This window comes from Stenotrophomonas sp. Ste96, from assembly GCF_024519495.1.
Classification (GTDB): domain Bacteria; phylum Pseudomonadota; class Gammaproteobacteria; order Xanthomonadales; family Xanthomonadaceae; genus Stenotrophomonas; species Stenotrophomonas bentonitica_A.
The window spans coordinates 407151-419082 of record NZ_JALJRX010000003.1 but is presented as its reverse complement, the minus strand read 5'-3'; the positions used below and the strand labels follow the sequence as shown (position 1 = coordinate 419082).

The following is an 11932-nucleotide window of genomic DNA, read 5'->3' as shown; positions in this document are numbered from 1 at the left end:
CGCTAGTGGCAGGGGCGGGAGGATTCGAACCTCCGAATGCCAGGATCAAAACCTGGTGCCTTGGGCCTCTTGGCGACGCCCCTGCATCAAAATCAGTAACGCTCGAGTACATCAAGCAGTGGCGAGCGCTCCATGCCCGCAGCCACCCATGCCTGCAGTTCCTTCGGCAATTGCGCCAGGCCCTGCTCTGCAGCAGCGCGCGTGGCGAATTCGACGAAACAACCGCTTCCCGACCCGGTGAGTCGTGCCCGGCCGATACTGCTCAACGCTGCAAGCGCTGCCTCTACGGCAGGCTCGCGGCGGCGCAGGACCGGCTCGAACGCATTCCCGAGCAAAGACCCGGAAGCGAAGTCCGCTATTTTCGCCACTGGGGCATCCCGCGTCAAATCCGGTGATGCGAAAAGTGCGGGAGTCGGCACGTGAACGCCCGGGTGGACCAGCACGAACCAGGCCGGCGGCAGCGCGATGGGGGTGAGCAGTTCGCCCACGCCTTCGGCCCAGGCGTTGTGCCCGCGCACGAAGACCGGCACGTCCGCGCCCAGCTGGAGACCCAGCGCGGCCAGCGCATCCACGTCCAGGCCGGCGTTCCAGAGACGGTTCAAGGCGACCAGGACGGTGGCGGCATCGGACGACCCTCCCCCGAAACCACCGCCGGCAGGAACATGCTTTTCGATGCCGATATCAGCACCTTGGGCGACGTTCGCGACACGTTGCAACAACAGCGCCGCCCGCACGGCGAGATCATCGGCTTCGGCCACCCCCGCCACCGAGGTGCCTTCGCGGCGGATCCGGCCGTCTTCGCGGACCCGCAGCCGGATCCGGTCACCCCAGTCGAGCAGGCGGAACACGGTCTGCAGCGCGTGGTAACCGTCCGGGCGGCGGCCGGTGATGTGCAGGAACAGGTTCAGCTTGGCCGGGGCTGGCCAGTTCGACCAACCCTCGCGCGCATCCAACGTACTCATGGGCTGGCCAGCACCCAGCTGTCGACCACCAGACGGACCTTGGCGTCGCCATTGACCGCTTCGATGCGCCGCGGCAGCACCGGACGACCGGCGTCGGCCGGGTACCAGTCCAGATACTGGATCTCCCACCCGAGCTGCCGCACACGGCGCGGACGACCTTCGCCGTCGCGCTCGATCAGCCCCGCCGGCGCGGCGTCGGCCACCAGGCCGCGCACCCACTCGGGCAGCTGGTTGACCGGGATATCCCAGCCGGTGGCCTCCAGCAGAACCTGCTGGGCGTCTTCGCCTTCGCGCGTGCCGCCCTCCAGACCTTCCAGGCGCCCGCCCTGGTGCTGGCTGTCGCCGGTCAGCTTCCAGCTCTGCCGGGTGACCGGGGCACTGAGTTCGACCACGTACCCCTGGGCCTGCTGCTGCCAGTCGATGCGGCCGTTGCCACCGTTCTTGCCCTTGCTGATCGCCACCCGGCCCTGGAACGACCAGGCCGGCGAGGCGCGCACGGCGGCGACGCGCTCGGCCTCGGCCTGCTGCGCAGCGGGCGAAACAGTGGTGACCACGGTCGGGGCGGAGGGCGCCTTGCGCTCGTCCAGCGATACACAGGCGGAGAGCGACAACGCCGCGGCCGCGGCAAACGCGGCTTTCAGGGACAGCAGATTCATACGCCGTATTTCTCGATCACGCGCTGCAGGGCGCGGTTGTCCGGGTCGAGTTTGCGCGCCTCTTCAAAGAAATGGCGCGCCTCGTCCTTCTTGTTCAACACCCACAGCACTTCGCCCACATGCGCGGCGATCTCCGCATCCTTGGCCAGCGTCCAGGCGCGGCGCAGCTGCACCAGTGCTTCTTCGTTGCGGCCCAGGCGATACAGCACCCAGCCGTAACTGTCGACGATGGCGGCGTTGTCCGGCTCGGCCACGCGCGCGCGGTCAATCAGTTCCAAGGCTTCCTGATAACGCTGCGTGCGGTCGGCCAAGGTATAGCCGAGCGCGTTGAGCGCGGCGATGTTCTCCGGATCGGTGACCAGCACCTTGCGCAGGTCGGCCTCGGCGCGCGGGATGTCGTCGCGACGCTCCCAGGCCAGGGCGCGGGCATACAGCAGCGCGTTCTCGTCCGGATACGCGGCCAGGCCACGGGCCAGCGCGTCCAGTTCACCGGCATCGTCGTTGCCGCGCTGGCGCAGCTCGGCCTCGAGCAGATAGGCATCGCGGCGGGCATCGTCATCGACGGTGGCATCGGTCTGGATCGCGTGCACTTCGGCCAGCGCCTTGTCGGTGCGGCCCAGCTCGTTCTGCGCATTGGCCGCCCGCAGCCGCGACTCATCGCGCTCCGGGCCACCGGGCACGCTGTGGTACCAGTTGACCGCTTCCTCGTAGCGCTTGAGGTACTCGGCGATCTTGCCCAGCAGCAGGCGTTGGGCCGGGTCCGGCTTGGTCGCCTGCCGGGAGATGTCGGTATACAGGGCCAGCAGGCCCGGGTCGTCCTTCTGCTTGGCCAGCAGCGACGCACGCATGCCGTAGGTCTGCACATCCTGCGGGCCGACTGCCAGCACGCGCTCGGCGGCGGCGGGCTGGCCCATCAGGTCGTAGGAGATCGCGACCGCATTGCGCAGCTCCGGGTCCTGGGTGGTCCTGGGCTCCACGCCCTTCAGCAGGGCCAGGGCCTCATCGGTCTTGCCGGCCTGGTTGAGCTGGCTGGCATGCAGCAGGGCCACGCGTGGTTCATCGGGGAAGCGCTTGACCACCTCGTCGACCATGCGCCGGGCCAGCTCGGGCTGCTCCATGCGCATCGCCAGCCGGCCGAACTCCTGCCAGACCTCCAGGCGGTCGGGGATCGCATTGGCATCGACCAGCTCGCCCAGCACCTGGGCCGGCACCCTGGGATCGCTGCCGCCGCTGATCAGGGCGCCGATCGCGAACTTCCAGGCAGTCGGGTCGGGATCCTTGAGCAGGGCCTGCAGTTCGGTGCGGGCGGCCTTCACCTTGTTCTGGCGCATGTCCAGCGCGGCGGTGCTGCTGCGCATGGCCAGTGAGCGCGGCGCACGCTGCTCCCACAGGGCCAGCGCGCGGGCGGCGCGCTTGTCATCGTTGGCCAGCATGGCGATCCGGGAGGCGCGCTCGGCCAGGCCGGCATCGCCTTCACTGGCCTCGGCCGCCTCCAGGTACCAGCGCGCGGCGTCGCCCAGTTTGCCTGCCTGCAGGGCGAATTCGCCCGCCATGACCGGGGCCAGGGGGACCGCCTCGGCCGTGCTGTTCTTGCCTTTGGCCGGGGCTGCCGGGGGGGCGGCCAGGGCGTTGGCGGTGAACAAAGACAGCAGCAGAACGCTGGAGATGCGAATCAATGCGGGCATCGGGGGCATCTGAGCCTTAAAATGACGACTTGAATGGCCAGCAGCTTATCGCAAGCAACTGAACAATGACCCTGTGGGTGCTCGGACTGAATCACCAGACCGCGCCGGTGGAACTGCGCGAACGCGCGTCCTTTGGCGGCGACGCCCTGCCCCAGGCATTGGCGTCGCTGCGCGATACCCCGCAGGTGGCCGAGGCGGTCCTGCTCTCCACCTGCAACCGCACCGAGCTGTATGCGGTGGCCGAATCCGGTGATGCACTGGCGCAGTGGCTGGAGTCGCACGCCGGCACCTTGCATGGGTACCTTTATCAGCACGCCGACGCCGATGCGGTGCGCCATCTGTTCCGGGTGGCCACCGGGCTGGATTCCATGGTGCTGGGCGAGCCGCAGATCCTGGGCCAGGTGAAGGACGCCTGGGCGCTCGCCCGCGACCACGGCCTGCTCGGCCAGCGCCTGGACCGGCTGTTCCAGCAGACCTTCTCGGTGGCCAAGCGCGCCCGCACCGATACCCGCGTCGGTGCCAACCCGGTCTCGGTGGCCTCCACCGCGGTGCGGTTGGCGCAGAACTCGTTCGCACGGCTGGAAGATTCCACCGTGCTGCTGGTCGGCGCCGGCGAGACCATCGAACTGGCCGCACGCCATCTCAGCGAAGGGCGCGTGCGCCGGCTGCTGATCGCCAACCGTACCCTCGCCCATGCGCAGGAGCTGGCCAGCCGGCATGGCGGCGTCGCCCTGCCATTGAGCGAACTGGACCGCCACCTGGGCGAGGCCGACGTGGTGTTCTCGGCCACCGCCGCGCGCGAGCCGGTGATCACCCGTGCGCACGTCGCTGCCGCGTTGAAGACGCGCAAGCACAAGCCGATGCTGCTGTTCGATCTGGCCGTGCCCCGCGATATCGAGGCCGGCGTGGGTGAACTGGCCGATGCCTTCCTGTACACCGTGGACGATCTGGAGCGGGCGGTCGAAGACAACCGCCGCAGCCGCCGGGAAGCCGCGGCCGAGGCCGAAGCGATCATCGAGCTGCAGGTCGCCCGGTTCGTGGAAACCCTGCAGGCCAGCGTGCACCAGGCCCCGCTGCGGCAGCTGCGCGCCTACGGCGAAGCGACCCGCGTGGAGATGCTGGAGAAAGCCCGCCAGCAGCTGGCCCATGGCAAATCACCCGAGGAAGTGCTCGAACTGCTCGCGCACGGCCTGACCAACCGCCTGCTGCACCCGCCGACCGCCGCCCTGCGCGCGGCCGCGCTCAGCGGCGATACTGAACTCACCCGCGCCGCCGAGCGCCTGTTCCCGGCCAAGCCGGGTTACCAGCACCCTGCCGTGCGTACCGATGTAGCGAGGAATGATGACGCCGACCCTGCGCCGTAAGCTGGAAGCGCTGGCCGAGCGCCGCGAAGAACTGGAACGCCTGTTGTCCGACCCGGCCGTGGTCGGCGACAACGACCGCTTCCGCACGCTCTCGCGCGAGTTTTCGCAGCTGGAGCCGGTCGCCAACGCGCTGGCCGACGAAGCCCGTGCCAAGGCCGATCTCGCCGCCGCCGAAGCGATGCGCGAAGACCCGGACCTGCGCGAGCTGGCCGACGAGGAAATCACGGCCGCCCAGCAGCGCCTGCAGCAGCTGGACGAGGAACTGGCCCTGCTGCTGGTCCCGCGCGATCCGCGCGACGACGGCAACCTGTTCCTGGAAGTGCGCGCCGGTACCGGCGGTGACGAGGCGGCGATCTTCGCCGGCGATCTGTTCCGCATGTACGCCCGCTACGCCGAGCGCCAGGGCTGGAAGGTCGAGATCGAATCGGACAACCCCGGCGAACATGGCGGCTACAAGGAAGTCGTGGCGCGCGTGGTCGGCCGGGGGGCATTCTCGCGGCTGAAGTTCGAATCGGGCACGCACCGCGTGCAGCGCGTGCCGGCGACCGAGTCGCAGGGGCGCATCCATACCTCCGCGGCGACCGTGGCGATCATCCCGGAGGCAGACGACGTGGAGGACGTGGTGATCAACCCGGCCGACCTGCGCGTGGACACCTACCGCTCCTCCGGCGCCGGCGGCCAGCACGTCAACAAGACCGAATCGGCGATCCGTATCACCCACCTGCCGACCGGCGTGGTGGTGGAATGCCAGACCGAGCGCAGCCAGCACGCCAACCGCGACAAGGCGATGAAGCGCCTGAAAGCGCAGCTGCTGGACACCGAACGCAGCAAGCAGGCCGCCGCCCAGGCCGAAAGCCGCCGGCTGCAGGTCGGCAGTGGCGACCGCAGCCAGCGCATCCGGACCTACAGCTTTCCGCAGGGCCGGATCACCGACCACCGCGTGGAAGGGCTGACCCTGTACGACCTGCCCAACATCCTGACCGGCGATCTGGATGCACTGGTCAGCCGCCTGACCCACGAACACCAGGCCGACGAGCTGGCCCGGCTCGCGGAAGGCAGCTGAGCATGCCCGCCGCGGAGCGGCCACGATGAGTGCCGATCCGCAGCGTCTGCAGCTGCGTCAGGCCGTCCAGCGCCAACCGACGGATTTCATTGCCTGGGTGATGCTGGCCGACGCCGAGCTGGAGGCCGGCGACGTGCGTGCCGGCGAGCAGGCTGCAGCGCGCGCGCTGCAGCTGCGCGGCGACCATCCCGAGGCACTGGCCCGGCTCGGTCGCGCACGTTGGATGCAGGGTCGCCATAATGAGGCGGCCACCCTGCTGCGCCAGGCCGCCGATCGCGCGCCGCAGCACCCCGGGATCACGCTGTGGCTTGGCCACGCACTGGAAGACGCCGGTCAGCCCGAAGCGGCCGCCGATGCGTATCGCCATGCGCACCGTCTGCTGCCCAGCGAGCCCTACATCACCGCGCAGCTGCTCAACTGGCAACGCCGCCTGTGCGACTGGCGCGACCTGGATCGGCTGTCGGCGCGGGTGCGCCAGGCCGTCGCCCAGGGCCAGGCCGTGGTCGAGCCGTTCGCCTTCCTCAGCGAAGACAGCAGCGCCGCCGAGCAGCTTGCCTGTGCGCGGCAGCGTGCGGCGGCGCTGGCCGAGGGAATCGCGCGGTTGCCGCCTTCCGGGGTGCGCCACGCGGGCAGGTTGCGGGTCGGCTTTCTTTCCAACGGCTTCGGCGCACATCCCACCGGCCTGTTGACCGTGGCGCTGTTCGAACAGCTGCGCGCGCAGGGCATGCTGGAGCTGCATCTGTTCGCGCTCACCGGGGACGACGGCAGCCCCATCCGCCAGCGCCTGCAGCAGGCGGCAAACACGTTGCACGATGTCAGCGCGCAGCCGCATCAGCACATCGCCCGACGCATCCGCGAGGCGGGCATCGATGTGCTGTTCGATCTGCGCGGCTGGGGCGGTGGCGGAACGCCGCAGGTGCTGGCGATGCGGCCGGCGCCCGTGCAGGTCAACTGGCTCGCCTACCCGGGCACCTCCGGCGCGCCGTGGATCGATCATGTGCTGGCCGATGCCTTCGTGCTGCCCGACGCGCTGGCGCCGGCCTTCAGTGAGAACGTGCGGCGCCTGCCGCGCGCGTTCCAGCCCTCGGACAACACCCGCGTGCTGGAACCGGCACCGTCGCGCGAGGACTGCGGCCTGCCGGCGCAGGGCATGGTGCTGTGCTGCTTCAACAACAGCTACAAGCTCAACCCGCGCAGCATGCAGCGGCTGTTGGCGGTGCTGCAGGGCATACCGGGCAGCGTGCTGTGGCTGCTCTCCGGCCCGGGCAATGCCGACGCGCGGCTGCGCAGCGCGGCACGCCAGGCGCAGCTGGATCCGGCGCGGCTGGTGTTCATGCCGCGCCTGCCCCACCCGCACTACCTGGCGCGCTATCAGCACGCCGACCTGTTCCTGGACACCCATCCCTACAACGCCCACACCACCGCTTCGGATGCGCTGTGGGCCGGCTGCCCGGTACTGACCTGCCCCGGCACGACGTTCGCCTCGCGCGTGGCCGGCAGCCTGAATCATCACCTGGGCATGCACGATTTCAACGTCGCCGATGATGCCGCGTTCGTGGCCACCGCAGTGCGCCTGGGCAATGACCCGGCCGCGCTGCAGGCCGCGCGCGCCACGCTGGCCCAGCGTCGTGAGGACAGCGGGCTGTTCGACATGGCCGACTTCGCGCGCGATTTCAGTGCGGTGGTCGAGGCGCTCGCACGCGAGCGTGGTTGGCAGGGCCCACACATCGCCTGAGCATCGGCTGCGCTAGGCTCGGGCCTCCTGTGGATGACCGAGGCACGCTGATGGGCAAGCTCAAGCGCAAGGACTACCAGGCCCTGCTGGAACCGATGCAACTGGAACTGGCGGCAATGGCGCGCTGGGTGCAGCACACCGGGCAGCGCGTGCTGGTGCTGTTCGAAGGCCGCGACACCGCCGGCAAGGGCGGCGCGATCCAGGCCATCGCCGAGCATCTCAATCCGCGCCAGTGCAAGGTGGTCGCGCTGCCCAAGCCGACCGACCGCGAGAGCACGCAATGGTATTTCCAACGCTACGTCTCGCACCTGCCGGCGGCCGGTGAGATCGTGCTGATGGACCGCAGCTGGTACAACCGTGCCGGGGTCGAGCACGTGATGGGCTATTGCACCGAGGCGCAGTACCGCAGCTTCCTGGCGCAGGCGCCGGTGTTCGAAAAGCTGCTGATCGATGACGGCATCGTGCTGTTCAAATACTGGCTCAGCGTGGACCAGGCGCAGCAGGAAAAGCGTTTCGCCGAACGCCACCTCGATCCGCTCAAGGGCTGGAAGCTCTCACCGGTGGACCTGGAATCGCGCAGCAAGTACAGCGCCTACACCGAGAGCCGCGAAGCGATGCTGCGCGCCACCCACAACGACGATGCGCCGTGGACGCTGGTGGACTTCAATGACCAGAAGCGCGGGCGGCTGGGTCTGATCCGCAACCTGCTCGACCGCCTGCCCGATACCCGCGTGGACGAACCGGTGCTGGCGCTGCCACCGTTGAAGGGCAAGCTGCACAAGGAGCACTTCGAGGTGCTTAAGCCAATCGAACCCTTCGTCACCACGTAGATCCACGCCATGCGTGGATGCTTTTGGGTCTACCGCGCGCAACGGGGCAAAGGCGTGCCGACCATCCACCGGCACGCCCGTCAGGCTCAGCCTTCCTTGATCCGCGCCTCGATGTCATGCGCGGTGACCGGGCCGAGGAATTCCTTGGCGACCTTGCCGTCCGGTGCGATCAGGTAGGTCATCGGCAGGCCGCGCGGGATCGCGAAGTCTTCCGGCGGGTTGTAGGTGTCCACGATCACGATCGGGTAGGTGACCGGCCGCTTCTCCAGGAAGGCCTTCATCTCGGCCGGCTCGATGTCCTCGAAGGCCAGCCCGACCACTTCAATCTCATTGCGCATCGCGTGCAGCGCCGAGAGCTCGGGCATTTCCTTGCGGCACGGCGCGCACCAGGTCGCCCAGAAGTTCACCACCACCCACTTGCCACGGTGCGCGGCCAGATCGTAGTCGGTGCCATCCAGCGCCTTGGCCTTGAGCGTGGGCTGTTCGACGGTCCTGCGCTCGGTGGCTGGCACCGCGTCGGACGGCGGCACAGCCGGTTCATCGATCGGGGCCGGGGCGGCGGGCGCAGTGGCCTCGCTCTGTGCAGCGGGCTTGTTGCAGGCGGCCAGCGTCAGCAGGCCCAGGGCCAGCAGCAGGGGCTTGGCGGTCATGGTTTGTCTCCGGGGGTCGAATAGATATCGCTGACGCGGCGTTTGAGCAGTTCGCGCAGCGGCAGGCGCAGCGTGTCCAGTGCGGCCACCGAGGCCGTGCCCAGGCTGTCGTCGCGATACGGCAGGTAGGCTTCCTTGATCGGGATCCGCATCTGCGTGGTCTCGTACAGGTCGGCCAGGGTGAGTTTGTCCAGGTCGCGCGCCAGCAGCCACTCGCCCTGCTCGTCGCGGCGGACTACGCGGATCGCTTCCAGATCGCACAGCAGGGTATGCAGCAGCGAATCGGTCAGCATCGGCTCCAGCCGCAGGATCTCGTCGTCATCCAGGCTGCGGCCATCGGCGCGCGCCTGGTGGAAGCGGCCGATCAGCCGCAGCAGGCCGTAGATCTCGTAGCCCACTGGCAGGCGCAGGTCGGCCGGCTGGTAGCGGAACGCGGCGATCGAGGAGGCCAGCGAGGCGCCGAGCAGCACCGAGACCCAGCACAGGTAGATCCACAGCAGCAGGATCGGCACGAAGGCGACCGTGCCGTAGAGCTTCTGGTAGGACTGGAAGCTGCCCAGGTAGGCGCCCATGCCCCACTTCACCAGCTCGAGCATGATCGCGGCCAGGATCGCGCCGGGAATGGCATGCCGCCATTTGACCGTGTGGTGCGGCACCACGCGGTAGACCAGCATGATGCAGAGGAATTCGATCAGGATCGGGGCGACGGTCAGTGACACGTTGGCCAGCCAGCGGCCTTCGCTGGTGCCAAACAGCGGCAACGCGAACACCCGCGCCGAGACCGCCAGCGACGCCGCCGCCAGCATGGCGCCGAGGGTGAGCACGGTCCAGTAGACCAGGAAGCGGGTCAGCTTCGGCCGGGTCGAACTCACCCGCCAGATCTGGTTGAAGGTTTCCTCCACGCTGTTGAGGGTGATCAGCAGCGACACCACCAGCGCGATGAAGCCGGCGGCAGTGAGCTGCCCGGCGCTGGCCGAGAACTGGCGCAGGTAGCCTTCGGCGGCGCGCGCGGCGTTGGGCACGAAGTTGGAGAACACGTAGTCGCTGAGGGTGTCGCTCCAGCGGTCGAACACCGGGAACGCGGAGAGCACCCCGAACACCACGATGGCCAGCGGCACCAGCGCGAACACCGTGGTGTAGGCCAGCGAGGCGGCCGCCTGGAACAGACGGTCATCAAGGAAACGGCGCCACAGGAAGCGGCCGAAGCTGATCGTGCGCGCGCGGTCCCGGACGCGTTCGATCCACAGGTTGATCGTATCGAGAGGTTCCATCGGCGCAAGGGTACCCGATGACGGGTGTGCGGCATGCACGCCTGCTCACCGCGGCCGGCCCGCCACGGACCTCGCCCTGAGCGGGCTGCGTTGCCATACTGCCTCCATCGGACGCAACGAGATGAAAGCGAAATGGCGGAGATCCTGGTGCTGTATTACAGCCGTGGCGGTTCAGTGGCACGGCTTGCCCGCCAGATTGCGCGCGGCATCGGCGAGGTGCCGGGCATGAGCGCGCGGCTGCGCACGGTGCCGCCGGTGGCCGCGGTGACACAGACGGCCCTGCCCCCGGTGCCCGAAGACGGTGCGCCGTATGTGAGCGTGGCCGATCTGGCCGAGTGCACGGGGCTGCTGCTGGGCAGCCCGACCCGGTTCGGCAACATGGCCGCGCCGGTGAAGCACTTCCTGGACGGACTGGGTGCGGAATGGGTCAACGGCACCCTGGCCGGCAAACCAGCCGGGGTGTTCACCTCCACGGCCTCGCTGCACGGTGGTCAGGAGTCGACCCTGCTGTCGATGCAGGTACCGCTGCTGCACCACGGCTGCCTGATCGTGGGCATCCCCTTCACCGAGCCGGCACTGAGCCACACCACGACCGGGGGCACGCCGTATGGCGCCAGCCATGTGGCCGGGGCGGACGACAACCCAGTGCCCAGCGAGGATGAAAGCATCCTGGCGCGGGCGCTGGGGCGGCGGGTGGCCGATATCGCACGGCGGCTGGCGTGAGCACCCGAGCGCAGGAGATCGTGCTGGCCCTGCTGCTGGTCGCGTTGGCGGTGCTGTTCGCGGTCTGGTTCGCGCAGGACAAGCATTGGCTGGCCAGCCAGCTGGTCTTCACCCTGCCGCCGCTGCTGCTGGCGCTGGGCGTGCTGGTGCGGCGGGGCAAGGCGATGTTCTGGGCCGGGGTGCTGGCGCTGTTCTGGTTCAGCCACGGGGTGATGAGCGCCTGGAGCCACCCGGAGGTCGCGTTGTGGGGGTGGCTCGAGCTGGCGCTGGCGCTGGCGGTGATCGGGGTGGCGAGCACGCCGGGGCTGCGGCGGCGCTTCGGGCGGAAGACCACAACCGGCTGACCGTGTGGCGTCGCAAGCCTGCATCGGGCGGGCGTCAGCCGTATCATCTACCGGTCGGCGCGGCGGTTCCGTGCCCTTCTGTCTGGTACCCAGGATGCTTGCAATGGAAGAACTACTGATCATCACCACCGGTGGCACGATCGACAAGATCTACTTCGACGACAAGTCGGACTATCAGATCGGTGATCCGCAGATCGGGATGATCCTGCGCGAGCTGGGCGTGACCTTCCGTTTCAACGTGATTCCGATCCTGCGCAAGGATTCGCTGCACATCACCGACGAGGACCGCGAGCTGATCCGGGCGACGATCGCAGCGCAGCCGACCCGGCATGTGCTGGTGACCCACGGCACCGACTCGATGGTGCAGACGGGCCAGGTGCTGAAGTCGATCACCGACAAGACCATCGTCATGACCGGCGCGCTGAGCCCGGCACGGTTCCGCGGTTCGGATGCGGAGTTCAACATCGGCTGCGCGATCGGTGCGGTGCAGTCGCTGCCGAGCGGTGTGTACATCGCGATGAACGGCCGGATCTGGAATCCGGAGCAGGTGCGCAAGAACGTCGCCGCGAACCGGTTCGAAGCGGCGTAATCCTTGGCGCAGCGTGTTGATCGAACGAACGCCCCGGCATGCCGGGGCGTTCTGCGTTGG

At 68.7% G+C, this 11932-nt stretch carries 12 protein-coding genes and 1 tRNA gene; 7 read left to right on the top strand and 6 right to left on the bottom strand.

Annotated features, from left to right (window positions below; genetic code table 11):
- Positions 1 to 6: 6 nt before the first annotated feature.
- The 4 genes from OC373_RS11235 to OC373_RS11220 all read right to left on the bottom strand — a co-directional run bounded on the left by OC373_RS11235 (position 7) and on the right by OC373_RS11220 (position 3303).
- A tRNA-Gln gene (locus OC373_RS11235) sits at positions 7 to 83 on the bottom strand.
- Between the two features lie 9 nt (positions 84 to 92).
- Positions 93 to 962 carry a 4-(cytidine 5'-diphospho)-2-C-methyl-D-erythritol kinase gene (ispE, locus tag OC373_RS11230; RefSeq protein ID WP_261997709.1) on the bottom strand — a complete coding sequence of 290 codons (870 nt, stop codon included), beginning with the start codon at positions 960 to 962 and terminating at the stop codon, positions 93 to 95.
- Complete coding sequence (gene lolB, locus OC373_RS11225; protein ID WP_070426682.1) at positions 959 to 1618, bottom strand: lipoprotein insertase outer membrane protein LolB; 660 nt, start codon at positions 1616 to 1618, stop codon at positions 959 to 961. Before lolB ends, ispE begins: the two co-directional genes overlap by 4 nt.
- The gene (locus OC373_RS11220; protein WP_261997708.1) at positions 1615 to 3303 is read right to left on the bottom strand and encodes a tetratricopeptide repeat protein; all 1689 of its coding nucleotides are present in this window, start codon (positions 3301 to 3303) and stop codon (positions 1615 to 1617) included. Before OC373_RS11220 ends, lolB begins: the two co-directional genes overlap by 4 nt.
- A 65-nt stretch (positions 3304 to 3368) precedes the next feature.
- Here OC373_RS11220 and hemA point away from each other — a divergent pair, with 65 nt between their 5' ends.
- From hemA to ppk2, 4 genes are read left to right on the top strand one after another with little or no spacing between them, the layout of a single operon-like run.
- On the top strand, positions 3369 to 4667 hold the full coding sequence (gene hemA, locus OC373_RS11215) for a glutamyl-tRNA reductase (protein ID WP_019186102.1): 1299 nt from the start codon (positions 3369 to 3371) through the stop codon (positions 4665 to 4667).
- Entirely contained in the window at positions 4645 to 5730 is a 1086-nt protein-coding gene (gene prfA / locus OC373_RS11210) for a peptide chain release factor 1 (protein WP_019186101.1), read from the top strand. Before hemA ends, prfA begins: the two co-directional genes overlap by 23 nt.
- A 25-nt stretch (positions 5731 to 5755) precedes the next feature.
- The gene (locus OC373_RS11205) at positions 5756 to 7465 is read left to right on the top strand and encodes a tetratricopeptide repeat protein (protein WP_261997707.1); all 1710 of its coding nucleotides are present in this window, start codon (positions 5756 to 5758) and stop codon (positions 7463 to 7465) included.
- Between the two features lie 50 nt (positions 7466 to 7515).
- The gene (gene ppk2, locus OC373_RS11200) at positions 7516 to 8295 is read left to right on the top strand and encodes a polyphosphate kinase 2 (RefSeq protein WP_070426678.1); all 780 of its coding nucleotides are present in this window, start codon (positions 7516 to 7518) and stop codon (positions 8293 to 8295) included.
- A gap of 86 nt (positions 8296 to 8381) precedes the next feature.
- On the opposite strand, the gene OC373_RS11195 is transcribed toward ppk2, so the two are convergent.
- Positions 8382 to 8945 carry a TlpA disulfide reductase family protein gene (locus OC373_RS11195; RefSeq protein WP_261997706.1) on the bottom strand — a complete coding sequence of 188 codons (564 nt, stop codon included), beginning with the start codon at positions 8943 to 8945 and terminating at the stop codon, positions 8382 to 8384.
- Positions 8942 to 10216: a YihY family inner membrane protein gene (locus OC373_RS11190; RefSeq protein ID WP_019186097.1), complete on the bottom strand. Its 1275-nt coding sequence runs from the start codon at positions 10214 to 10216 to the stop codon at positions 8942 to 8944. Before OC373_RS11190 ends, OC373_RS11195 begins: the two co-directional genes overlap by 4 nt.
- A gap of 132 nt (positions 10217 to 10348) precedes the next feature.
- On the opposite strand from OC373_RS11190, the gene wrbA reads away from it, so the two are divergent.
- From wrbA to OC373_RS11175, 3 genes are all read left to right on the top strand, one after another.
- Entirely contained in the window at positions 10349 to 10939 is a 591-nt protein-coding gene (gene wrbA / locus OC373_RS11185) for an NAD(P)H:quinone oxidoreductase (protein WP_019186096.1), read from the top strand.
- Positions 10936 to 11283, top strand: a complete 348-nt coding sequence (locus tag OC373_RS11180; RefSeq protein WP_261997705.1) for a DUF2069 domain-containing protein — start codon at positions 10936 to 10938, stop codon at positions 11281 to 11283. Before wrbA ends, OC373_RS11180 begins: the two co-directional genes overlap by 4 nt.
- Positions 11284 to 11386: 103 nt before the next feature.
- Positions 11387 to 11872 carry an asparaginase domain-containing protein gene (locus OC373_RS11175; RefSeq protein ID WP_026070231.1) on the top strand — a complete coding sequence of 162 codons (486 nt, stop codon included), beginning with the start codon at positions 11387 to 11389 and terminating at the stop codon, positions 11870 to 11872.
- Positions 11873 to 11932 lie beyond the last annotated feature (60 nt).